Here is a 23,502-nt window from a genome sequence, read left to right as displayed (position 1 = left end):
AAGACAAAACGCGCTGATCGCCCGCCCCGCAAAGGCCGCACCCGGTAAGAGGCGGTCGCTGCGCGGCCGGGAGTCTGGCGTGGCCAGGGTGCTTAGAGATCCTCCGATCCGAGCAGCATGTCGGTGATGCCGCGGCCCGCCTGCACCATGGGCCAGACGTTCTCTGTCGGATCGACCGCGATGTCGAGAAACACCGTGCGATCCTTCAGCGCAAACGCCTTCTCCAGCGCAGGGCGCAGTTCCTCGGGCTTGTCCACTTTGATACCCACATGGCCGTAGGCCTCGGCCAACTTGACGAAGTCCGGCAGCGAGTCCATGTAGGAATGTGAGTAGCGGCCCTCATATTCGATCTCCTGCCACTGCCGCACCATGCCCAGGTAGCGGTTGTTGAGCAGAATGATCTTTACCGCGGTGCCGTACTGCAGGCAGGTGGCGAGTTCCTGGATGTTCATCTGGATCGAGCCATCACCGGTCACGCACACGACTTCGGCCTGTGGCTTGGCCAGTTTGATGCCCATGGCATAGGGTAGGCCTACGCCCATCGTGCCCAGACCGCCAGAGTTGATCCAGCGCCGCGGTTCAGGGAACTTGTATAGCTGCGCAGCCCACATCTGGTGCTGCCCAACGTCGGAGCAGACATAGGTTTCGCGATCCTTGGTCAGTTCGTACAGCGTCTCGATCACCGCCTGCGGCTTGATGACTTCGGTCGAACGCTCGTACGCCAGGCAGTCGCGCTTGCGCCACTCCTCGATCTGCGCCCACCAAGCGGCCAGAGCGCCGGCATCGTTTTTCTGCCCGGCCTTGACCGCCTGCTCGATCTGCTCGGTGAGCTCGACCAGCACCTCACCCACATCACCGACGATCGGCACGTCCACCTTGACCCGCTTGGAAATGGAGGATGGATCGATGTCGATGTGCACGATCTTGCGTTGCACTTGGGCGAAATGCCCCGGATTGCCGATCACCCGGTCATCGAACCGCACACCCACGGCCAGCAGCACGTCGCAGTGCTGCATCGCCATGTTCGCCTCGTAGGTGCCATGCATGCCGGGCATGCCGAGGAACTTGGGATCTTCGCCTGGAATCGCCCCGAGCCCCATCAAGGTATTGGTGCAGGGGTAATTGAGCAGATCGGCCAGCTTGCGCAGTGCAGGCGCCGCATTGGCCAGCACCACACCGCCCCCCGTGTAAATGTAGGGCCGCTTGGCTGAGAGCAGCAGCTGCACCGCTTTGCGAATCTGCCCGCCGTGGCCCTTGCGCACCGGGTTGTACGAGCGCATTTCCACCGACTTGGGATAGTCGAACCAGGCGGTATGGCGAGTGACGTCCTTGGGCACATCGACCACCACCGGACCCGGCCGGCCGGAACGAGCGATATGAAAGGCTTTTTTCATCACCAGCGCCAGATCGCGCACATCCTTGACCAGGAAGTTGTGCTTGACCACTGGGCGGGTGATGCCCACGGTGTCGCATTCCTGGAACGCGTCCAGCCCGATCGCCGTGGTCGGCACCTGACCAGTGATGATGACCATCGGTATCGAATCCATATAAGCGGTGGCGATGCCGGTAATCGCATTGGTCGCCCCGGGGCCGGAGGTCACCAGTGCCACGCCGACCTTGCCGGTGGCGCGTGCATATGCGTCTGCAGCATGCACCGCAGCAGCCTCTTGTCGCACCAGCACGTGCTGGATGGTGCTTTGCTTGTACAGCTCGTCGTAGATGTAGAGCACTGCCCCGCCGGGGTAGCCCCACATGAATTCGACGCCTTCTTCCTGGAGGCAGCGCACCAGGATTTCGGCCCCGGTGAGTTCCTGCGCCGCTGTGGCGCCGGACTTGGATGCGGCCGTTGCGGCCGACTTGTGTTCTGCGCGGTTCATTTCCATGAGTTCACCTTGTGAATTTCTCTAACGAAAAACTTCAGGTTTCCCTCTGCACCCGCTTGTGGCAGGCCTTTGGGATACGCGTACGATCTGGAACGTTGTGGGTGCAGCGGCGGCAATGATGCCAGTCTGCTGCAATGAGGTTCAGGCCGAACGGAATGTGATAGTGTAGTGCAGCGCAACATGGCACACAACGCAACGGGCTTCGGCCGATCCTGAAAACCACCTGATGCGCGCGATCGACAGGTCTGCGTGTGGATTGCCCGCTCAACCGAAAAGACCGTCTGTTAGCGCCGTTTCGCGCTGCTCCTGCGCCGCACGGCATAATGATTGGCTGTTTTCATCCCCACGGGCCGCACAGCGCCCGACGTGATGGCCACCGAACAGGAACTCAACGACTTTCTCGCCAGCATCGACAGGCGCGCCTTTCTGCGCGCGGCCTTTTCCACGCAAGATGACGACGCCGCGATGGATCTGGTGCAGGAAGCGATGATCAGTCTGGCGACCAAGTACGCCGACAAGCCGCGCGAAGAACTGCCGCTGCTGTTCCAGCGCATCCTGACCAACGCCATTTTCGACTGGCATCGCAAGCGCAAGGTGCGCAGTGCCCTGTTCAGCAATCTGTCCGATTTCGACACGGCCGACGGTGAAGGAGATTTCGACCTGTTGGAGACACTGGAACTCGAGCAGGTCAGCGAACATCTGGAGGGAGCAGACAGTCAGCTGCAGCGCGCACAAATCCTTAAACATCTGGAAACAGAAATTTCTCGTCTGCCCACGCGTCAACGAGAAGCCTTTTTGCTACGTTATTGGGAGGAACTCGACGTTGCCGAAACCGCCCAGGCCATGGGTTGTTCGGAAGGCAGCGTCAAAACCCATTGCTCGCGCGCCATTCACACTCTGGCGCGCGCCCTGAAAGCACAAGGCTACGCATGAAAACCGACGCACCCGACACGCTGCGCTCCATCGTGGAAGCCCGTCTTTCGCAGCAGCTCGCCGCACGCCTGCATCAGGCCGAGCAGCAGATCACCCCCGAGCAGGCCGAGCGTCTCAAGGCCCTGCGCATGATGGCGCTTGCTCAGGCACGCGCCAAAACCGCGCAAACCGCCGTTCATCAGGGCAGCACGCTGGCGCTGCTGGGCCCATTCAACTGGAAATCCTGGCTGTTTCGCACCGGCGCGATCCTGCCGCTGTTGCTGTTGATCGCCGGCTTGCTGGCGCTGCAGGAATATCAGCAGGAAAAATTCATCCGCGCCACGGCGGATATCGACACAGCCCTGTTGCTGGGAGATCTGCCGCCTGCGGCCTATGCCGACCCGGGATTCGCCCGCTTTCTGAAGCAGGAACGCTGATGACGCTCCTGCCGACCAGCCCGCTTACTGCGCAGCGACGCCCATGGTTCGCCCCGTGGCTTGCCGCGCTCGGCCTGCTGCTCATCCTCGGCTGCGGACGGGCAGCGCAGGCCGGCGAGGCCGCCCCGACCTGGAATCAGCTCACCCCTGCGCAGCAGCACATCCTTGCCCCGCTGCAGCCCGACTGGCACAAATTCGACCGCGATCGCAAGAAAAAATGGCTCGACATCGCTGCGCGCTATCCGGCGATGAGCCCCGAGCAGCAACAAACCCTGCAGCGCCGCATGAACGAGTGGGCCCACCTCAGTCCGGAAAAACGCCGTTTGGCGCGCGAGACGTTTCTCTCCACCGGCAAGGCGCCGTTGCAAAGCCGCCGCGCCGCCTGGGAGGCCTACAAGCAACTACCCGAAGCCGAAAAGGAACGCCTCAAGGAAGAAGCCCGGCATCCCAAACCCAAGCCGGGACAGGTGGGCAAATATTTGCAGGAAAAACAAAAACGCGACTTCAACCTGCCCCCGGTTCCGGCCAAGACGCACACCGTCGCGCCCGCGGACAAGCCTGTTGCAGCAACACCACCTGCCGCACCGCAAGCCGCTTCCAGCGCTGTGCGCTGACCGGAAAGTGGCACGCTGCTGCCCCGCAAGAGCGGACACGATCGATTCCTGCTACATGCGTGTTCATCCCGCCCCCGCCTCTGTCCAAGTCGATCTGGTCGCTCCCGCCCTACGTCGGCGGCTGGCCTGCCTTGTCTATGAAACCTTAATTCTGCTTGGCATTGCGCTAATGACCGCAGCTGTCGTCGTGTTCGTGCTGCACGGCTTGGGGGCCGATCGATCCGCCGGCGCTAGGCGCACCGTCATGCAGGCGGCCGAGTTCACCGTGCTCACGCTGTACGGCACCTGGTTCTGGAGCGCAGGACGCCAGACTCTGCCGATGAAAATCTGGCGCATCCGCATCATCACCGCCAGCGGCGAACCCCTGGGGCCTGGGCGGGCTGTCCTGCGCGCGCTGCTTTGCTGGCTTTGGGTGTTGCCGGTACTGATCCTCTCGGCCCTGCTGCACCTTTCGACCCAGGAAACCAGTCTGCTGCTCGGCACCTGGGTACTTCTGTGGGCACTGGCCGGTCAGCTGCGCCGCGACCGCCAGTTTCTGCATGACGCGCTGGCCAAGACGCGCCTGATTCCCGCCTGACCCCGATGGGCTGCCCCACTGCCTTTTTCATAAGGATCCCACCGCCATGAGCGAAACCGGTCTACATGTCCACTCCCCCCACGAGGAACAGCTCGAAGAGGCCGCGCATCACGAAGGTCGGGGCTTGAGCCAGTGGGTGGCCATTTTCACCGCCCTGCTGGCGGCCCTGGGCGCCATCGTCAGCTATCAGGGCAGCCACTTGATGAACGAGGTCGTGCTGTACAAGAACGAAGCCGTACTCAAGAAGGCACAGGCCACCGATCAGTGGAATTACTACCAGGCCGCCAGCACCAAGCAGCACCTGATGGAACTCGCGATCCAGCTGACTCCGCCCGACAAGCACGCCGAATTCGAAAAGTCCATCGCGAAGTACAAGGCGCAAAAGCAATCGATCCGCGCCCATGCTGAGTCGCTCGAGGCCGAATCGAGAAAGGCCGACGCCGAATCTGCGCGCATGAACCGTCCGCACACCGACATGGCCCGCGCACTGATCTTTTTGCAGATTGCCATCTCGCTGGCCTCGATCACCGCGCTCACCCGCCGCACCTGGCTGTTCGCGCTGGCCGGGCTGAGTGCGGCAGCTGGCGTGGGGCTGTGGCTGTTTGCACTGGGTCAAGTGTGATGCTCAGCCCGCAATCGCCCTGGTACGCCTGGGACGGCTGGAATGCGCGACTATTTCTCGCGATCAACCATGCAGGAGATAACGCGGTGTGGAACAACGCCGCACGGCTGGGCACGGCGCTGGCCGATCACCAACTACTGCCGGTCTACATGGGTCTGGCGCTGACCGTGGCGATGCGCTGGCCACGGGTGCTACCGGTGCGCAGCGTGCTGGTCTATGCCTGGGCCAATCTGCTGCTCTATCTGGCGATCTATGGCCTGCTCAAACCGCTGGCCAACTTTCCCCGGCCGCTGTCGGTGTTCGGTGCGCAGGCGGTGCATGTGCTGGGCGAGCCCAAGTTCGTCCACAGCTTTCCATCCGGACACGCAGCGTTCGCTGCGGTTCTTGCGGCGAGTTTTGCCTTTTCTCTGCCGCGACCATGGAGTGTGTTGCCATGGCTTTTCGTCGTGTGGGTCTGCTGGTCACGCATCGCGGTGGGCGCGCATTTTCCGGCGGACGTGCTGGGTGGCACACTCGTTGGGCTACTGTGCGCGCTGGCGGCACATGGCCTGGCAAAACTTTGGGTCAGGACCTCGGCCAACAGATAGATGAATCCCGCCGCCGGTATGCGCGCCTGTCGGGGCAAAGCCTTCCGGCGGCACTCCGCGCAGCACATGGGCGGGCACAATAAAACCCCTCCGACATGCGGGGCAAAGCTGTTGGTAAACGCCCCGACGTGCGGGGCAAAGCTGTTGGTAAACGCCCCGACGTGCGGGGCGTTTTAACGTGCCGACACCAAGCCGGTTCAGCTGAACTTTCGGGTAGCCATGAAGCGGTCGAACTCGTTTTCCGCAAAGCGGAACCACAGAATGTCTTCGTTGCGGAATTTCGCCCAGTCGGTGTAGACCTTTTTCCAGTGGGGGTTGCTCGACGCAAGCTCGGTGTAGAGCTCATTGGCTGCCTTGAAGGCGGACTCCATCACGTCCTTTGGGAAGCCCTGCAGCTTGGTTCCCTTGGCCACCAGCTCTCTGAGAGCGGGTGGGTTCTTGGCGTCGTACATGGCCTGCATGTTGATATGCGCATGCGACGCGGCCACCTCGACGATGGCCTTGTATTCGGCGGGCAATGCGTTGTAGGCCTTCTGGTTGACAAACAGGTCGAGCTCGGGTCCGCCCTCCCACCAGCCGGGATAGAGGTAGTTGTTGGCGACCTTGTAGAAGCCCAGCTTCAAGTCGTCATACGGCCCGATCCACTCGGCCGCATCGATGGTGCCTTTTTCGAGCGAGGGGTAGATGTCGCCGCCGGGAATATTCTGCGGCACGACCCCGATGCGCTCCATCACCTTGCCAGCAAAGCCGCCGATGCGCATTTTCAAGCCCTTCATGTCGGCCAGACTCTTGATCGGCTTGCGGAACCAGCCGCCCATCTGCGCCCCGGTGTTGCCCATCGGGAAATTGATGATGTTGTAGTTCGCGTAGAACTCGCGCATGAGCTTGAGACCATTGCCCTGATACATCCAGGCGCTCATCTGGCGGGAGTTCATGCCGAACGGCACGGCGCAGCCCAGCGCAAAGGTCGGGTCCTTGCCAAAGAAGTAGTACGGTGCGGTATGCGCGCATTCCACCGTGCCCTGCTGCACGGCATCCACCACACCGAACGGCGGCACCAGTTCGCCCGCGGCATGCACCGTGATTTCGAACTTGCCGCCGGACGCTTCCTTGACCTTCTGCGCGAAGATGTTGGCGGCGCCAAAAATGGTGTCGAGCGAATTGGGAAAACTCGACGCCAGACGCCAGCGCACCGTTTGCTGGGCCATGACGACAGCCGGAGCTGCGCCCGCGGCGAGAACGCCAGCGAGGCCGGCGTGTTTGACAAATGAACGGCGTTCCATGATGCCTCCAGATTGATCGGGTTGGTCTTGATCTGAATGTGTCATTTCATCTCAAGATGAATCTGATTGTATGGAACTGCCGCACGGGTTTTGCGCCCAACAAAAAGCCGCCCGCAGGCGGCCGTGCACGCGCCGCCCGCTGCTTCAGCCGGTGCCACCCACGGTCATGCCGTCGATCAGAATGGAGCCGGTGGTCTTGTTGCCGTAGGTGTGGGTATCGGCGCCAACCGCAACCACATTGCGCAACATGTCGCGCAGATTGCCGGCGATGGTGATTTCCTGCACCGGGTAGCGAATGGTTCCGCCCTCGACCCAGAAGCCCATGACCCCGCGCGAGTAGTCGCCGGTGACATAGTTGATGCCGTGACCGATCAGCTCAATGGCAAACAGTCCGGTGTCGAGCTTGCGCAGCATGGCAGGCAGATCGTCGCCCGGCTGGGTGAGGCGGCTGGCGAGCAGCAGGTTGTGCGCTCCTCCGGCGTTGCCGGTGGTCTGCATGCCCAGCTTGCGGGCGGAATAGGTGCCCAGCAGATACCCCTGCAGCACGCCGCCATCGACCAGGGTGCGCTTGCGCGTGCGCACGCCTTCGCTGTCGAACGGTGCGCTGCCGCGGCGTTTGGGCAGGGTGGGATCCTCGATCAGATCGATGTGGTCGGCCCACACCGGCTTACCCAGGCTGCCGAGCAGAAAGGAGGATTTGCGGTAGAGTGTTCCGCCGCTGATGGCGTGGCTGAAACTGCCGATCAGCCCGGAGGCCAGCGGCGACTCGAACAGCACCGGGCAGCGGCGCGTAGACAGCTTGCGCGCCTTCAGCCTGGAGAGCGCGCGCTCGGCGGCGTAGCGGCCGACCGCCTCGGGCGCGGTCAGATCAGCCGGGTCGCATTCGGAAGTCCACCAGTAGTCGCGCTGCATGTCGTCGCCACCGCCGGCGATAGGCGCGCACGATAGGCTGTGCGACGAGGAGGCATAGCCGTCGCAAAAGCCGCGGCTGTTGGCGAGCACGAAATGCGATTCCTGCGCCGAGACGCTGGCACCCTCGCTGTTGCGGATGCGAGGATCGACCGCGAACGCCGCTTTTTCGGCGCGCAGCGCCAGCCTGGCCGCAGCCTGCGGAGTCAGATCCCAGGGGTGGTATAGACCGAGTTCGGGCTGCGGCTGGCCGATGGCCAGTAGTTCCACTTCGGGCAGGCCCGCGCAGTCGTCCTCAGCGGTGTAGCGGGCGATGTCAAATGCGGCCTGCGCAGTACGGGAAATGGCCTCGGCGGAAAAGTCCGACGTGCTGGCATGACCCCGGCGCTGCCCATCGTAGACCGTGATCGACAGGCTCTTGTCGCGATTGTGTTCGACCTGTTCGATCTGGCCATTGCGCACGCCCACCGACATGCCCTGCCCTTCCGAGACCTCGACCTGCGCATCGCTTGCGCCTGCGCGGCGCGCCGCCGCGAGCGCCTGCTGGGCCAGGTCCTGAAACTGCGATTTGGTGTAGGCAAAACGTCCCACGATATGGCATTCCTTGTTCTGTGCGCGCCGCCCCGTCCGGGATGGACGATGGGTCAGAGCGCACGTTAACTCGTTGGATAATAAAAGGCATGAAATTCCCGCATCGCTCCACCGACACCGCCCAAAGCCGGTCGGACGATCGCCCGCCGAGCAAAAGTCAGGTCAAGCGCGACATGCTGGCACTGCAGGCACTGGGCGAGCAGCTCATCGCCTTGCCCGCGCATACCATCCGCCAGTCCGACCTGCCCGAGGCGCTGCGCGACGCCGTGCTCGAAGCCCAGCGCATCACCGCGCACGGTGGACGGCGGCGGCAAACGCTGTATGTCGGCAAGCTCTTGCGCTCGGTCGATGTCGATGCGGTGCGCAGGCTCGTTGCCACGGCCACGCAGGACGACCGTGCCAGCATCGCTCGCATGCACGCGCTGGAGCGCTGGCGCGACGTCCTGCTCGCCTACGATGCGGCGCAGACCGAATTTCTCGACAAGTATCCCGGAACCGATGCGCAGCAGTTGCGCCAGCTGGTGCGCGGCGCGCGCGCCGAGGTTGGTGCCGGCAAACCTCCCAGGCTGACCCGCCAGCTTTTCCAGTTCATCAAGGCTGCCATTGCCGCGCACGACACTCTCAGCCACCCCGCAGACCATGAGCCCCTCCCCAGCTTCTGAATCCTCCCTGCTCGATGCGGTGCGCATCGGCATCGTCTCGATCAGCGACCGCGCCAGCAGCGGCCTCTACGAAGACAAGGGCCTGCCCGCACTGCGCGACTGGCTGGGCCGTGCGCTGCGCAACCCGCTGACCTTCGTCGAGCGGCTGATTCCGGACGACCGCCTGCAGATCGCCTCCACCCTAGTCGATCTGGTTGATGCGCAGCATTGCCATCTGGTGCTGACCACCGGCGGCACCGGACCGGCGCCGCGCGACGTCACACCCGATGCCACGCTGGATGTGGCCGACAAAGAAATGCCCGGCTTTGGCGAGCAGATGCGGCGCATCAGCCTGCATTTCGTGCCGACAGCCATCCTGTCGCGGCAGACCGCAGTCATCCGTGCCAAGACCCTGATCATCAATCTGCCAGGGCAACCCAAGTCGATTGCCGAAACCCTCGAGGGCGTGCGCGACGCCTCCGGAGCCAACGTGGTGCCGGGGCTGTTCGCCGCGGTACCGTATTGCATCGACCTGATCGGCGGGCCGTATCTGGAGACCGACCCCGCGGTGTGCGTGGCCTTCCGCCCCAAATCCGCGCATCGCCCGCCGCGCATGGCGGGCTGATCACCCGCGACCACATGGCAGCCTGCATGTGGGTTGTCTTTACGTTATGCTGAAAATGTACAACGAAAGGAGACTCCCCATGCGCACCCTGAAAACAACCGTCGTCTCGCTCGGCGCCTTCGCCGTGGCTGCGGCCATGGCCGTCACCCCGGTACAGGCAGAGACGCTCACCATCTTTGCCGCCGGCACGCTGGGCAAGACCTTCACTGCACTGGCGCACGGTTTCGAGAAGCTGCATCCCGGCGTCACGGTGCAGCCGCAGTTCGGTGGCAGCGTGAAAATGGTCAAGCAGGTCACCGTGCTGCACCAGCCAGCCGACGTGGTCGCGGTGGCCGACTATTCGGTCATTCCCAAGTACATGTTCACCGGGCAGGAAGGCGGCAAGCCCACCGCGAACTGGTCCATCGGTTTTCTGGGCAATGCGATCACCTTCATCTACACCCCCAAGAGCAAGGGAGCGAAGGAGATCAATGCTGACAACTGGTGGAAGGTGCTGTCGCAGCCCGGGGTGCAGATCGGGCGGTCCAATCCCAATACTGACCCTTCGGGCTACCAGACCCTGCAGATGCTCGACTTGGCCAGCCGCTATTACAAACAACCCAATCTGGCGCAGAAGGTGCTGGCCAATTCGCCCGAGAGCAATCTGCGCGACACCGAGACCGATCTGATCGCTGCGCTGCAGCTCGGACAGATCGACTATCTGGCGATCTACCGCTCCGATGCGGTGCAGCACCACATGGAGGCGCTCGACCTGCCTCCGCAACTCAATCTCAGTGACCCGAAGTACGCAGCCGAATACGCCAAGGCGCAGGTTCAGACCAAGAACGGTGTGCTCAGCGGTCGTCCGATCATCTACGCCGTGACCATCCCGAACACTGCGCCGCACCCCAAGCTGGCGCAGGAATTCATTGCCTACCTGCTCGGGCCCGAAGGACAGAAGGTGATTGCGGCCAATGGCTTCATTCCGCTCAAGCAGCCATACGCCATGCACCGCGATAAGGTGCCCGCATCGCTGCGCGGGCTCACCGTGGCCTGGCCGCAGTAAGCCCCTCGTGGACAAGAGCAAAGATCTGAGGGCACCGTGCCGCATCACACTGCCCGCAGCCCGATGTTCTGGGCGTTCTGGCTGATCGGCGCCACGCTGCTGGCGTTCATCACCCTGCCGCTGCTGGCGCTACTGCTGCACCCCACACTAGGCGATCTGCGGCAGGTAGCCGGGATGACCGAAGTACGCCACGCCATCGACCTGAGCCTCGCGGCGGCGCTCGCCAGCACGGCGCTGGCTGCGGTGTTCGCCGTGCCGCTGGGATATGTGTTGGCGCGGCAGCGCTTTGTCGGCAAGAGTGCGGTGGAGGCGCTGGTCGACCTGCCGCTGACCATTCCACATACCATCGCCGGCATCGCGCTGCTGCTGGTATTCAGCCGCAATGGCTGGCTGGGCGCGCCGCTGGCGCAGATCGGCCTGGAGTTCTGGGGTACGTTTGCCGGCATCGTGCTGGCGATGAGCTATGTGGGCCTGCCCTACGCGGTGAACGCGGCGCGCGGCGGCTTCGAGGCGATCGATCCGCAGATCGAGCGCGCTGCGCGCATCCAGGGCGCAGGGCCTTGGGAGGTGTTCCGGCGCGTGACCCTGCCGCTGGCGCGCCGGGGCATCGGCACCGGGCTGACGCTGTGCTTCGCCCGCGCCATCGGCGAATTCGCCGCGGTGGTGCTGCTGGCCTACTACCCGATGACCGCGCCGGTCCGCATCTACGACCTGTTTCTGCAATCTGGGTTGCGGCAGTCGGTCGCCGCCTCGGTGCTGTTCCTGCTGGTGGTGCTGGCGCTGTTCTGGGGATTGCGGCTGCTGGCATCGATGCGCGCGCCACGGCTTGGCGGCGATGGTGCGAACGCATGGCCGCGTTGAACCCGGCAACGGTCTGTGCCACACCCACTGCTGGCGCGCAGCACGGGCGCGCAGGCAGCAGCCTGCGTCTGGACGGGCTGCAGTGGGGCATCGGCGCGTGGCAATCGGCGCAGGTCGATCTGCAACTGCCTGCGGGTCAGACCCTGGTGGTGCTGGGCCACAACGGAGCGGGCAAGAGCGCTCTGCTCGACACCCTCGCCGGGTTCCTGCCGGCGCGGGCAGGCCGCGTGCAGCTGGGGGATCGCGATCTCACCTTCCTGCCGCCGCAGACGCGGCGCATCGGCTATATGTTCCAGCGCGATGCGCTGTTTCCGCACTGGACTATCGAGCGCAATCTGCGCTTTGGCCGCGGCGCACGAGCCGACCTCGATCATCTGCTCGATGCGCTGGAACTGCGCGCCTGGCTGCGCCACTTTCCGCACCAGCTCAGTGGCGGGCAGCGGCAGCGGGTGGCGCTGGCGCGGGCGCTGGTCGGTGCGCCCGAGCTGCTGCTGCTCGACGAACCGCTGTCCGCGATCGACCCCGAAGCCCGCCCGGCGCTGCGCCGTACCCTGGCTGCGCTGCTGCGGCGGGATGCCTTCACCACTGTGCTGGTGACCCACGATCCGGGCGACGCACGGCTGCTGGGCGATCTGGTCGGCGTGATGGACCACGGCAAATTGCTGCAGCTGGGCACGCCGCAGCAAGTGTTCGATCGACCGGCCGACCTGCGCACCGCTCGCCTGGTGGGTGTGGAAAATCTGTGGGACTTGCAGGTTCTCTCAACCCGCAGCAACACTGAGCAGACAGTGCTCAGTCTCTGCCTCGACGGACGCACGGTGCTCGACTGGGTTGGCACCCTGCCCGCGGCCACCGCAGCGCAGCCCGGGGGCCACCTCACCCTGGCCGTGCGGGCCGAAGCCGTGCACCCCTGCCCGGCTTCAGACGCAGGTCGGACGCACGCCACACCTGGCGACATCACCCTGAATGCCCGCTTCATCGACGCCTGCTGCGAAGGCCCGCTGTGGCGGTTGCGCTGCGCGCTGGACTGTGGGCTGACGGCCGAGGCGTTCGCACTGCCCGCGCTATGGCGAGAACTGGCCTTGCACACGGGCGATGCCCTGGCGCTGCGGATCCGTCAGCAGGACATGCAGCTGCTGACCTGAGCGCGCGCACTATCCCGCGGCAGCGGATGATGTCGGCGCCAGACACACCCGATTGCGGCCCAGCCGCTTGGCCTGCAGCAGGGCCTGATCGGCGGCGCGGATCAGGCTGGCGGCGTCTGCAAATCCAGCCGCGCCAACAGCCACGCCCACGCTGACCGACAGCGGCGGCAAATCGAGTCGCGGCGCGGCAATGGCCTGGCGAATGCGCTCGGCAATCCGCAGCGCCTGGTCTTCGCCGGTCTGCGGGCACAGCATTATGAATTCCTCGCCGCCGACACGGGCAACAAAATCCATGCCGCGCGACTGTTGGCGCAGCACCTGCCCGACGGCGCGCAGCGCCTGGTCGCCGATGTCGTGACCGAGCCGGTCGTTGATGATCTTGAACTCGTCCAGATCGAACATCAGGCAGGCAAGTGGCTGGCCGTCGCGCAGCGCCTGCGCAAAAGTGGTGGGCAGGTAGTCATCGAGCGCACGGCGGTTACCCAGCCCGGTCAGTTCATCCGTGCCTGCGGCCTGCGTCAGCTCGGCATTGCGCTGCTCCAAACTGCGCTGGGCGCGCAGGCTGTGGCTACGCTCGACCTCGGCCGCCGCGAGCACCTGTGTGGCACGCGCGCCAGTTTGTACCTTGGCGATCAACATTTGCGGCAGCACGGGCGCCGACAGCACGTCATTGGCTCCGGCATCCAGAGCCTCGAGCACGCTGTACTGATCCATGTCCGACGACAGCGCAAGCAGGTAAATGCGCGGCCCGTACTGCTGGCGCAGGCTGCGGCAAAGCCCGGCCATCTCGCGGCCATCAGCCCAGTCGAACACGACCACACGCAGCCCTTGCACCTGCAGGATGTCGGTGGCAGCAGCCGAGGTTGCCACGTCCACCACCGCGTGACCGGCGGCCTGCAGCACCTGCCGCAGGCCCGCACGCAGCCCATCGTCGGGTGACACCACCAGGACCTGCTCGGCCACAGGATCGAGCAACTGCGGCGGCGCAGCCAGCGCGCGGCGCAGACGGTCGAACTCGGCATCGATCTCCTTATGCTCCAGCTTCATCTCGAACACCGAGGCGATGCTGGCCATGTCCTGCGCGGCGCTGGCGAGCACGCCCTGCAGATCGGCCTCGGTCAGGCGAAGATGGTCGGCCAGGCGGCGCATCAGCGCCGCGTCGGGCAAGGAGCCGTCCAGGTGCAGCTGCAGGCAGCGGCTCAGCGCCACGCAGGTCGCGAGCTGTTCCTCGCGGCTGTACGTCGCCTGCGCAGACGTGGGCACGAGCCGCACCGCCTGAACCAGCGCCCCGGGAAAGCCCCAGTGCGCAAGCAGCACGGCGCTGGCGTCGCCCTGGTCGAAGCCGTGGCGCGCCCGTTGTATCTCAGACACCTCCTGCACAGGCGCTGCGGTGTCGAACTGCACCGCCTCCACGCCCAGGCTCACCACCATGGCCAACAGCCCCACATCGGCCAGCAGCCCCAGGCTGAAGGCTTCAGCACCGGGCATCTCGCCCACGCGCTGCGACAGGTGCTGCAATACCAGCCCGCGCTGGATCGACGTCATCCAATACCGACGCAAGTCGAAGCCCTCTACCGTGGCGGACTTGCTCGCCTGCATCAGCGACATGGCGATGGCCAGCCGCGCCAGCGCGGCGGTGCCGATGCGCAGCACCGCCTCTTCGATGGCTACCGCCGGGCGCATGCCGGCAAAGATGGCCGAGTTGGCGAGCTGGATCATGCGCGCCACCAGCGCCGGGTCCTTGCGCGCGATGTTGGCAATGTCGCGCATGCCCAGATCCCGCCGGTCGAGCGCGCGCATGAGCTCCAGCGCCACGGCGCTGGGCGACGGCAGCGGCCGCTGCGCCGAAGTCAGGATGTGCAGAATCGAAGCATCGGGAAGGGCGGCGGGCATCTGGACGTTTCGGAGTGCGCGGTCAAGTTATGTTACAGACTTGATCGCGTTTCGTCGCCTGACTGATTTGCGCCCCCCGCTGTTGCGCGCACGGGTCAGCGGTTGACCGCCTGCATGCCGGCTTCAGGATAACGCGCGCCGCTGGCGGCTCCCGGCGGCACGGCCTGATGGATGCGGATCAGGTCGGCCGTGGTCAGTCGCACCCGCAGCGCGCCGACGTTTTCTTCCAGATAGCGGCGGCGCTTGGTGCCGGGAATGGCGATCACGTCGTCGCCCTGCGCCAGCAGCCAGGCCAGCGCGAACTGCGCCGGGGTGCAGTTCTTCGCCTCGGCCATCTGCCGTACGGTCTCGGCCAGCCGCAGATTGCGCGAAAAGGTCTCGGGCTGAAAGCGCGGCGAACGCCTCCGCCAGTCGTCCGGCGGCAGATCGTCGAGCGACTTGATCTGCGCAGTCAGAAAGCCGCGCCCCAGCGGGCTGTAGGCGACGAAGGCGATGCCCAGCTCGCGCACGGTGTCGAGCAGCTCGCCTTCCGGGTCGCGCGACCACAGCGAATACTCCGACTGCAGCGCGGCGATCGGATGCACCGCATGCGCACGGCGGATGGTGTTCGGGGCCGCCTCCGACAGTCCCAGATAGCGCACCTTGCCGGCACGCACCAGATCGGCCATTGCGCCCACGGTGTCCTCGATCGGCACGTTGGGGTCGACGCGGTGCTGGTAGTACAGGTCGATGACCTCCACCCCCAGGCGCTTGAGGCTGGCCTCGCAGCTGCGGCGCACATAGTCCGGGTGACCGTTGATGCCGAGAAATTCGCCGTTCGGGCCGCGCATATTGCCGAACTTGGTCGCCAGGAACACCTCGCTGCGCCGCCCAGCGATGGCTTTGCCGACCAGTTCCTCGTTATGGCCGACGCCGTACATGTCGGCAGTGTCGAGAAAATTCACCCCGAGATCGAGGGCACGGTGGATGGTGGCAATGGACTCGGCATCGTCGGCCTGCCCATAGAACTCGGACATGCCCATGCACCCCAGGCCCAACGCCGAGACTGCCGGCCCGCCGGCTCCCAATTGTCGGTACTGCATCACAGCGTCCCCCGATGACTGCACGAAAGAGGATTCCTCCGCCGACACAAGCCTATCGACTCGGTGCGGCGGGTGCTGTTACCGGGCGTAAATCGTTTTACACGAAGGCTGCCGCGCCACGCTGGCGGCGCGCGCCGCACCGCATCCTGCGGGCCCCGTCAATCGTCGCGCGTCTTGCCGGTCAGCGCGATCATCTCCCGGGCTTCCTCGGGCTCGGGCAGGCCGCAGGCCACGGCCAGCGCCAAGATGCCGATGCTGATGATGATCACGACCACCATGCCCTGATAGAAGGTCAGCATGCCGGTGCCGCCAATCAGGTCCTTCGGCCCCAGATAGGTGACCAGCCACATGGCGAAGAAATACGGTGCCAGCCACCACGCGCCCTTCCAGTGCAGGTGATCGAGCTTGCCGCCGTGGGTGATCGCCTGCCCGATGACGAACAGCACGAAGATCAACGCCAGCCCGCCGAACAGGAAGTCATCGGTCTTGGCCCCCGACCAGTAGATGATGAAGTTGGAGACGATGAACGCCAGTGGCGCCCAGAAGTTCGCACCCCGCAGGGTGTAGGGCCGTGGATAGCTGCCCAGCGGCAGGCTGCGCCGCAGGGTCATCAACGCCACCGGGCCGATGCCATAGCCGAGCACGGTTGCCGACGAAATGAAGGTGACGATCTTCTGCCACGACGGAAATGGCAGGAAAAACAGAATGCCGATGATCCAGGTGATCCACAGCCCGGTGGACGGCACGCCGTTTTTGTTCAGTCGCGCGAACCACAGGGACGACAGCCCGTCGCGCCCGGTGGCGTAGATCACCCGTGCGGTGGTGCCGCCGTAGACCAGGCCGGTGCCCGCAGGCGACACCACGGCATCGATGTACAGCAGCACCGCCAGCCAGCTCATGCCCAGGGTCACCGCCAGCCCGGCAAACGGACCGGAGGCGCCGGTGAAATGCAACTTGTCCCAGCCCTGGGCGATGTCGGCTGGGCTGACCGCGCCGATCAGCGCGACCTCCAGTCCGATGAAAATCGCAGCGGCAATCAGTACCGAGCCGATGATCGCGATCGGCACGTCGCGCGGCGGGTTTTTCGCCTCACCCGACAGTTCGATCGCCTGGCGAAAGCCCAGATAGCTGAACACGATGCCCGAGGTGGCGATCGCCGCAATCGTGCCCTTGATGCCGAACGGTGCAAAGCCCTGTGCGGTGAAGTTGCCCGCATGGAACGACGCCAGCATCAGCGCCACGATGGTCAGCACCGGGATGATGAGCTTCCAGATCATTAGGGTGTTGCCCAACCGCAGCAGCGCGCGCACGCCCCAGGCGTTGATCAGGATGAACGCGCCCAGCAGCGCAATGCTCACTGCCATGCCAGCGGCGGTCAGCAGCGAGGTCTTGGCATCGACCATGCCAGGCAGGTAGTTGTTGGCATAGGTCACCACGGCCAGCACCTCGGCTGGCGCGACGGTGACATAGCCGAGAAACACCACCCAACTCACCACTGCTGCGGCCAGATGACCGTGGCTGAGCTTGGGAAAGGTGATGACAGCGCCCATGCCCGGAAACGTACTGGTGAGTTCTGCATTGACAAAGGCCAGCACCAGAATGGCCGCACCGCCGATGGCCCAGGACAGAATGCTCGCCGGCCCGGCCTGGGTCGCCGCAGTCAGCGGTGCAAACAACCAGCCCGAGCCGATGATCGCGGTCAGGCTGGCAAACAGCAGGCTCCAGATGCCCGCGGCCTTGCGGATCTTGCGCGCCGGTGTTTGAGCCGCCGTGCGGGCGTCGATGTGAACGCTTGCCATATCGTGCTCCTCTCATTGGTTGGGCGGTATTCCCGGTTTTAGGCCGGTTTGTCGTGGGTTGCCGTTTGAAAACGTAACGGCCGCGGCGCTGCGAAACATCTTTTTGCCGATCACTCACCCGACGAAATTCGCGGTCAAATCGATTCGCTATGCTTTTCGCATGAACAAGCAACGTCTTCTGCGCCACAGGCGCAACCATCTGATCGACCGCAACTTCCCCAGCGCCGGCGAAGATGCCGCCATCGTCGCGGTCGAGCCGTCTCCATACGACCAGCCGGGCAGCAGCTACAAGCTGGCGTTCATGGACTCCGAGTTCATCCTGCGTGACGAGATGCGCGCAGTGCGCATGCAGCTCGAACTGCTCAAGCCGGAGATCATCCAGACCGAACAGGGCATCGAATCGACCATCGTGATCTTCGGTAGCGCCCGCATCCTGCCGCAGGACGTGGCCCAGCAGCGTCTGGCCGAGGCCCTCGCCGGCGGTGACTCCGAGGCGATCGCCCGCGCGCGCATGCAGGTGCAGATGTCGCACTACTACGAGGAGGCGCGGCGCCTGGCCCAGATCGTCACCCGCGCCAGCTGCGATGCCGATGCACCCCTGGTGATCTGCACCGGCGGCGGCCCCGGCATCATGGAAGCTGGCAACCGTGGCGCGTTCGAGGCACAGGGCAAGAGCATCGGCCTGAACATCGTGCTGCAGCACGAGCAGCGTCCCAACCCGTACATCACGCCGGAGCTGTGCTTTCAGTTCCATTACTTTGCGCTGCGCAAGATGCATTTCCTGATGCGTTCGGTCGCCCTGGTGTGCTTTCCAGGTGGCTTCGGCACCCTGGACGAGCTGTTCGAGGTGCTCACCCTGACGCAGGCACGCAAGGTACGCCGCCGCCCTATCGTGCTGTTCGGCGAGAGTTTCTGGCGCAAGCTGATCAACTTCGACTATCTGGTGGAAACCGGCATGATCTCGCCGGAAGACGTGCACCTGTTCCACTTCGTCGAAACCGCCGAACAGGCTTGGGAGGTGCTCGAGCAGGCCTTCAGCTTGGAAAACGCCCAGATCGAAGCCGCCGAGGAGGCAGCGTGATGAAGGCCCCAGCGCGCGTGCGCCTGATCGGCGCGCCCACAGACATCGGCGCGGGCGACCGTGGGGCCTCGATGGGCCCCGAAGCGCTGCGGGTGGCCGGCATCGACCTGGCGCTGCGCGCACTGGGCCTGGACGTGCACGACAGCGGCAACCTCACTGGCCCGCACAACCCCTGGCAGCCGCCAGTGGACGGCTATCGCCACCTGCCCGAGGTCATTGCCTGGAACACTGCGGTGCACCAGGCCGTGGGCGAGGCGCTGCGCGAGGGTGTGCTGCCCATCCTGCTCGGCGGCGATCACAGTCTGGCCATCGGCTCGATCAGCGCGGTGGCGCAGCATTGCCGCGCGCGGGGGCGCAAGCTGCGCGTGCTGTGGCTCGACGCGCATGCCGACTTCAACACCCATACCGTCACCCCCACGGGCAATCTCCACGGCATGCCGATGGCCTGCCTGTGCGGCAACGGCCCACAGGCACTTACCACCCTGGGCGGCGCAGCGCCGCAGTTGCAGCCGTCGTGCATCCGCCAGATCGGCATCCGCAGCGTGGACCCCGAGGAAAAGCGCCTGGTGCACGCCGCTGGGCTGGACGTGTTCGACATGCGCTACATCGACGAGCATGGGATGCGGGCAACCATGAACCAGGCACTGGCCGGCCTGAGTGCCGACACCCATCTGCATGTCAGCTTCGATGTCGATTTCCTCGACCCGGACATCGCCCCCGGCGTGGGCACCACCGTGCCCGGCGGGCCGACCTACCGCGAGGCGCAGCTGTGCATGGAAATGATCGCCGACACCGGGCTGCTGGCTTCGCTCGACCTGGCCGAGCTCAACCCCGCGTTCGATGAACGCAACCGCACCGCGCGGGTGGCGGTCGATCTGATCGAGAGCCTGTTCGGCAAGTCCACGCTGATGCGCGCCTGAGGCCGCAGCCGCGGCTGCGACAATGGCGTGATGCCGACGAAGTTCCCCTCCGCCCTGGACGCGCTGCAACATGTCTGGGGCTATTCCGCCTTCCGCGGTCTACAGGCGCAAGCGATCGACCACATCGCCCGCGGCGGCGACGCGCTGGTGCTCATGCCCACCGGCGGTGGCAAGTCGCTGTGCTTTCAGATCCCCGCACTGCTACGCGATGGCGTCGGTATCGTCGTCTCGCCGCTGATCGCGCTGATGCAGGATCAGGTCGCCGCACTGCGCGAACTGGGCCTTCGTGCGGCGTTTCTCAACTCCACGCTCGACGCGGTCGAAGCGCGCGCCGTGCAACGCGCTGCCCGCGCGGGCGAGCTCGACCTGCTCTACATGGCGCCCGAACGCTTGCTGAGCGCATCTGGCATGGCCCTGCTGGACGAACTGCACATCGCGCTGTTTGCCATCGACGAGGCGCACTGCGTCTCGCAATGGGGACATGATTTCCGCCCCGAGTATGGCCAGCTATCGGTGCTGCGCGAGCGTTGGCCTACGGTGCCGCGCGTGGCGCTGACCGCAACCGCCGACCCGCCGACACGCGCCGAGATCCGCGAACGCCTGCTGCAAGGCGGCGCCGAGTTCGTCTCCAGCTTCGACCGGCCGAACATCCGCTACCGCGTGGTCGAAAAGCGCGACGGCCGCGCGCAGCTCTTGCAGTTCATCCGTGGCGAACACGCGCGCGACTGCGGCGTGGTGTATTGCCTGGCGCGCAGCACGGTCGAGGAGGTGGCGCAGTGGCTCGCTGCGCACGACATCGCCGCCCTGCCCTACCACGCAGGCCTGCCCGCAACGACGCGCGCCGCGCATCTGCGGCGCTTCCTCGACGAGGACAGCGTGGTCATGGTCGCCACCATCGCCTTCGGCATGGGCATCGACAAGCCGGATGTGCGCTTCGTCGCGCATCTGGACATGCCTAAATCGATCGAGGGCTATTTCCAGGAAACCGGCCGCGCCGGGCGCGACGGCCTGCCGGCGACTGCGTGGATGGCATACGGCCTGCAAGACGTGGTGCAGCAGCGCCGCCTGATCGACCTGTCCGACGCCGACGACGCCTACAAGCGTCGATCCACCGCCAAGCTCGATGCCATGCTGGCCTACGCCGAGGCCGCCGACTGCCGCCGCGTGCGGCTGCTCGCCTATTTCGGCGAGGCGAGCACCCCTTGCGGCAACTGCGACAACTGCTTGCACCCGCCGCAGCTGGTCGATGCCACCGAGGCCGCGCAAAAGCTGCTCTCCACCATCTACCGCTGCCGGCAGGCGAGCGGCGCGAGCTTCGCCGCAAGCCATGTGATCGACGTGCTGCGTGGCAGGCGCACGGAAAAAATCGAACGTCACGGCCATCATGCCCTGTCCACTTTCGGCATCGGCGTCGATCTGAGCGAGGCCGACTGGCGGTTGCTATTGCGCCAGCTAGTCGCGCAGCATCTGGTCGAGGTCGACAGCAGCCATTACAACGTGCTGCACCTCACCGCAGCCAGCCGCGCCGTGCTGCGCGGCGAGCGGCGCATCCTACTCAAACAGCGCGCGGCCGCCAGCCCGCGACGCGAGCGCGCCGGCGGCGAGGGATCGACCCGCGCGCGGCTCCAGGCGCTATCGGCCGCCGACAGCGCCCTGTTCGAACGCCTGCGCGCCTGGCGCGCCGCTACTGCCCGCGCGCACGGCGTGCCGCCGTATGTGGTGTTCTCCGACGCCACGCTGCTGGCGATCGCGCAGGCCCGGCCAGACAGCCTCGACGCGCTGCACGGCATCTCTGGCGTCGGAGACAAAAAGCGCGACAGCTACGGCGCGGAGCTGCTCGCGATCATCGCGCAGGGGGGTTGAGCGCCCCGCCCTGCCGCGTTTTCCAAAGCGAGAACAGCACCCCGGCAGCGAGCAATCCAAAGGTCACGGCCAGACTGATCGCGGAAGGAATCTTGCCGATCAGTTCGGCCGCGAAAATCTTGCCGCCGATGAACACCAGGACTAGTGCCAGCGCATATTTCAGATACGTAAAGCGGTGCAGGATGGCCGCCAGCGCGAAGTACAGCGCCCGCAGGCCAAGGATGGCAAAGATATTGCTCGTGTACACCACGAAAGGATCGGTGGTCACGGCAAACACCGCCGGCACACTGTCCACCGCGAACACCAGATCGGCCAGTTCCACCGTGACCAGTGCCATGAACAGGGGCGTGGCCGTGCGGCGCATGCGGCCGCTGGCATCGGGTTGTTTCACCCAGAACGCCGCACCATGCAGTTGCTCGGTCACCGGAACGATGCGGCGGATCAACCGCAGCAAGGGGTTGCGCATCGGGTCGGGCGTGTGATCGGCAACCCACAGCATGCGCAAGCCGGTGTAGATCAAGAAGGTGGCAAAGATATACAGAATCCAGTGGAATTGCTGCACCAGCGTGGCACCCGCCCCGATGAGGATCGCGCGCAGCACGATCACCCCCAAGATGCCCCAAAACAGCACGCGGTGCTGCAGTGCGCGCGGCACGGCGAAGGCGGTGAACACCAACGAAATGACAAACACATTGTCGAGCGACAGGCTCTTTTCCACAGCGTAAGCAGTGAAGTAATCCATCCCCGCCTGCGCGTCCACCTGCCACCACAGCCAGCCGCCGAACACCAGCGCCACGGCAATGTAGCCTGCTGACAGCCACAGACTCTCGGTCACGCCAATCTCGCCCCCATCGCGGTGCAGCACACCGAGGTCGAGTGCCAGCAAGGTCGCGACCACAACGCCAAACACGAGCCAGAGCCAGACTGCATGACCGAGAAACAGGGTATTGAGCATGTCCATGAGGGTTCAGGAGTGCAATAAAAAAAGGGGGCCTCAGCCCCCAAGGAATGACACGGCTGGAGCGCCACAGTGTGTCATGATGTCAATCAAAATCGAACAGATCGGAAAGCAGGGACTTGCGTTTTCTGTACGGCTGCTGCCCTTGGCGCGGGTCGGACGGCCCCTTGCGGAAATCGCTGTCCTCGAAGTCCGGCTGTCGATGCGGCTGCCAGCCGGAAGCCTGGGCAGGCTGAGCGGGCGGCGGCATCACTAGCCCCCGTTGCCCAGCCGCTTGCTCGATGGCGGCCGCACGCTCGATGATCTTGTCAAGTTCGCCGCGGTCGAGCCACACGCCGCGGCAGGCGGGGCAGTAATCGATCTCGATGCCGTGACGCTCCGCCATCACCAGCGTGGTTTCGACACAATGCGGGCATTTCATGATGTGCCCTTTAGTCGTTGCTATTCATGAAGCCGAGCAGTTGGAGCAGGCTGGTGAACAGGTTGAAGATGCTGACGAACAGGCTCACGGTTGCAAGGATGTAGTTGGTCTCGCCACCGTGGACGATGCGGCTGGTCTCGAACAGAATCATGCCCGACATCAGCAGCACCACCGCGGCCGACACCGTGAGCGAAAGGGCCGGGATCTGGAAGAACACGGCCGCCAGCCCTGCCAGCAGCGCCACGATCATGCCGGCAAACAGGAAGCCGCCCATGAAGCTGAAGTCCCGCTTGCTGGCGAGTACCCAAGCCGACAGGCCGAAAAAAATCAGCGCCGTACCGCCGAAGGCCATGGCCACGATCTCGCCGCCACCCTGCATCGCCAGGTAGTGGTTGACGATCGGCCCAAGGGTGTAGCCCATGAAACCGGTGAGCGCAAACACCGCGCCCAGCCCCCACGCACTGTGGCTCAGCTTGTAGGTGGCAAACAGCAGGCCGAAATAGCCCACAAGGGTGATGATGATGCCGGGGTGCGGCAGCTTGAACGCCGCGCTCACTGCCGCCACCGCAGCGCTGAACGCAAGCGTCAGCGCCAGCAGCGCATATGTGTTGCGCAACACACGATGGGCGGGCGCAGAGGCGATGACGGCGCCGGATGAATAGGCCGTGGCGACCGTGGCGCTCTTGCTCCAAGCATTGCTGTCGTTCATGTCAAGCTCCTGTGAGAAGTCGATAGCGTCACTTTACGCACCAA

At 64.9% G+C, this 23,502-nt stretch carries 23 protein-coding genes; 14 read left to right on the top strand and 9 right to left on the bottom strand.

What is annotated here, in order from left to right; translation table 11 throughout:
• Positions 1–92 precede the first annotated feature (92 nt).
• Positions 93–1,883 carry an acetolactate synthase 3 catalytic subunit gene (locus ACZ47F_RS07575; protein ID WP_464924143.1) on the bottom strand — a complete coding sequence of 597 codons (1,791 nt, stop codon included), beginning with the start codon at positions 1,881–1,883 and terminating at the stop codon, positions 93–95.
• A gap of 369 nt (positions 1,884–2,252) precedes the next feature.
• Between ACZ47F_RS07575 and ACZ47F_RS07570 the strand changes: the two genes are divergently transcribed.
• Genes ACZ47F_RS07570 through ACZ47F_RS07545 form a run of 6 tightly spaced genes read left to right on the top strand, consistent with a single transcriptional unit; the run spans position 2,253 to position 5,632 of the window.
• A complete protein-coding gene (locus ACZ47F_RS07570; protein ID WP_464924142.1) occupies positions 2,253–2,816 on the top strand; it encodes an RNA polymerase sigma factor in 564 nt (187 codons plus the stop codon).
• On the top strand, positions 2,813–3,232 hold the full coding sequence (locus ACZ47F_RS07565) for a DUF3619 family protein (RefSeq protein WP_464924141.1): 420 nt from the start codon (positions 2,813–2,815) through the stop codon (positions 3,230–3,232). Before ACZ47F_RS07570 ends, ACZ47F_RS07565 begins: the two co-directional genes overlap by 4 nt.
• Positions 3,232–3,846: a DUF3106 domain-containing protein gene (locus tag ACZ47F_RS07560; RefSeq protein WP_464924140.1), complete on the top strand. Its 615-nt coding sequence runs from the start codon at positions 3,232–3,234 to the stop codon at positions 3,844–3,846. Before ACZ47F_RS07565 ends, ACZ47F_RS07560 begins: the two co-directional genes overlap by 1 nt.
• Before the next feature lie 55 nt (positions 3,847–3,901).
• A complete protein-coding gene (locus tag ACZ47F_RS07555) occupies positions 3,902–4,423 on the top strand; it encodes an RDD family protein (protein WP_464924139.1) in 522 nt (173 codons plus the stop codon).
• 46 nt (positions 4,424–4,469) lie between these two features.
• Positions 4,470–5,045: a DUF4337 domain-containing protein gene (locus ACZ47F_RS07550; protein WP_464924138.1), complete on the top strand. Its 576-nt coding sequence runs from the start codon at positions 4,470–4,472 to the stop codon at positions 5,043–5,045.
• Positions 5,045–5,632, top strand: coding sequence for a phosphatase PAP2 family protein (locus ACZ47F_RS07545; RefSeq protein WP_464924137.1), 588 nt, complete (start codon positions 5,045–5,047; stop codon positions 5,630–5,632). Before ACZ47F_RS07550 ends, ACZ47F_RS07545 begins: the two co-directional genes overlap by 1 nt.
• Before the next feature lie 197 nt (positions 5,633–5,829).
• On the opposite strand, the gene ACZ47F_RS07540 is transcribed toward ACZ47F_RS07545, so the two are convergent.
• Together ACZ47F_RS07540 and pmbA are read right to left on the bottom strand one after the other, a co-directional pair.
• Positions 5,830–6,915: a TRAP transporter substrate-binding protein gene (locus ACZ47F_RS07540; RefSeq protein WP_464924136.1), complete on the bottom strand. Its 1,086-nt coding sequence runs from the start codon at positions 6,913–6,915 to the stop codon at positions 5,830–5,832.
• A 144-nt stretch (positions 6,916–7,059) separates the two neighbouring features.
• The gene (gene pmbA, locus ACZ47F_RS07535; protein ID WP_464924135.1) at positions 7,060–8,415 is read right to left on the bottom strand and encodes a metalloprotease PmbA; all 1,356 of its coding nucleotides are present in this window, start codon (positions 8,413–8,415) and stop codon (positions 7,060–7,062) included.
• An 89-nt stretch (positions 8,416–8,504) separates the two neighbouring features.
• Here pmbA and yjgA point away from each other — a divergent pair, with 89 nt between their 5' ends.
• The 5 genes from yjgA (at position 8,505) to ACZ47F_RS07510 (ending at position 12,732) form a co-directional block, all read left to right on the top strand.
• Positions 8,505–9,077, top strand: a complete 573-nt coding sequence (gene yjgA, locus ACZ47F_RS07530; protein ID WP_464924134.1) for a ribosome biogenesis factor YjgA — start codon at positions 8,505–8,507, stop codon at positions 9,075–9,077.
• A complete protein-coding gene (gene mog, locus ACZ47F_RS07525) occupies positions 9,055–9,681 on the top strand; it encodes a molybdopterin adenylyltransferase (protein WP_464924133.1) in 627 nt (208 codons plus the stop codon). Before yjgA ends, mog begins: the two co-directional genes overlap by 23 nt.
• A gap of 79 nt (positions 9,682–9,760) precedes the next feature.
• Positions 9,761–10,726 (top strand): extracellular solute-binding protein, encoded by a 966-nt coding sequence (locus ACZ47F_RS07520; RefSeq protein ID WP_464924132.1) that lies wholly within the window; start codon positions 9,761–9,763, stop codon positions 10,724–10,726.
• Between the two features lie 36 nt (positions 10,727–10,762).
• On the top strand, positions 10,763–11,587 hold the full coding sequence (locus tag ACZ47F_RS07515; RefSeq protein ID WP_464924131.1) for an ABC transporter permease: 825 nt from the start codon (positions 10,763–10,765) through the stop codon (positions 11,585–11,587).
• Positions 11,575–12,732 carry an ABC transporter ATP-binding protein gene (locus tag ACZ47F_RS07510; protein WP_464924130.1) on the top strand — a complete coding sequence of 386 codons (1,158 nt, stop codon included), beginning with the start codon at positions 11,575–11,577 and terminating at the stop codon, positions 12,730–12,732. Before ACZ47F_RS07515 ends, ACZ47F_RS07510 begins: the two co-directional genes overlap by 13 nt.
• Before the next feature lie 9 nt (positions 12,733–12,741).
• Here the strand turns inward: ACZ47F_RS07510 and ACZ47F_RS07505 are convergent, their stop codons facing one another.
• From ACZ47F_RS07505 to ACZ47F_RS07495, 3 genes are all read right to left on the bottom strand, one after another.
• Entirely contained in the window at positions 12,742–14,625 is a 1,884-nt protein-coding gene (locus tag ACZ47F_RS07505) for a sensor domain-containing diguanylate cyclase (RefSeq protein WP_464924129.1), read from the bottom strand.
• Positions 14,626–14,720: 95 nt separating this feature from the next.
• Positions 14,721–15,707 carry an aldo/keto reductase gene (locus ACZ47F_RS07500; protein WP_464924128.1) on the bottom strand — a complete coding sequence of 329 codons (987 nt, stop codon included), beginning with the start codon at positions 15,705–15,707 and terminating at the stop codon, positions 14,721–14,723.
• A 158-nt stretch (positions 15,708–15,865) separates the two neighbouring features.
• Entirely contained in the window at positions 15,866–17,506 is a 1,641-nt protein-coding gene (locus ACZ47F_RS07495) for an APC family permease (RefSeq protein ID WP_464924127.1), read from the bottom strand.
• A 160-nt stretch (positions 17,507–17,666) separates the two neighbouring features.
• On the opposite strand from ACZ47F_RS07495, the gene ACZ47F_RS07490 reads away from it, so the two are divergent.
• From ACZ47F_RS07490 to recQ, 3 genes are read left to right on the top strand one after another with little or no spacing between them, the layout of a single operon-like run.
• Positions 17,667–18,587 (top strand): LOG family protein, encoded by a 921-nt coding sequence (locus tag ACZ47F_RS07490; RefSeq protein ID WP_464924126.1) that lies wholly within the window; start codon positions 17,667–17,669, stop codon positions 18,585–18,587.
• Positions 18,587–19,507 carry an arginase gene (gene rocF / locus ACZ47F_RS07485; protein WP_464924125.1) on the top strand — a complete coding sequence of 307 codons (921 nt, stop codon included), beginning with the start codon at positions 18,587–18,589 and terminating at the stop codon, positions 19,505–19,507. Before ACZ47F_RS07490 ends, rocF begins: the two co-directional genes overlap by 1 nt.
• A gap of 30 nt (positions 19,508–19,537) precedes the next feature.
• Positions 19,538–21,370, top strand: a complete 1,833-nt coding sequence (recQ, locus tag ACZ47F_RS07480) for a DNA helicase RecQ (protein ID WP_464924124.1) — start codon at positions 19,538–19,540, stop codon at positions 21,368–21,370.
• Here recQ and ACZ47F_RS07475 read toward each other — a convergent pair.
• From ACZ47F_RS07475 to ACZ47F_RS07465, 3 genes are all read right to left on the bottom strand, one after another.
• The gene (locus ACZ47F_RS07475) at positions 21,351–22,331 is read right to left on the bottom strand and encodes a TerC family protein (RefSeq protein WP_464924123.1); all 981 of its coding nucleotides are present in this window, start codon (positions 22,329–22,331) and stop codon (positions 21,351–21,353) included. The two genes, recQ and ACZ47F_RS07475, sit on opposite strands and share 20 nt — an antisense overlap.
• An 82-nt stretch (positions 22,332–22,413) precedes the next feature.
• A complete protein-coding gene (locus ACZ47F_RS07470; protein WP_464924122.1) occupies positions 22,414–22,749 on the bottom strand; it encodes a TFIIB-type zinc ribbon-containing protein in 336 nt (111 codons plus the stop codon).
• Positions 22,750–22,759: 10 nt separating this feature from the next.
• Positions 22,760–23,458: a Bax inhibitor-1/YccA family protein gene (locus ACZ47F_RS07465; RefSeq protein ID WP_464924121.1), complete on the bottom strand. Its 699-nt coding sequence runs from the start codon at positions 23,456–23,458 to the stop codon at positions 22,760–22,762.
• Between the last annotated feature and the right edge of the window lie 44 nt (positions 23,459–23,502).

The sequence above is a fragment of the Thiomonas islandica genome (genome assembly GCF_055383445.1).
This window is presented reverse-complemented; position numbering and strand designations above follow the sequence as displayed.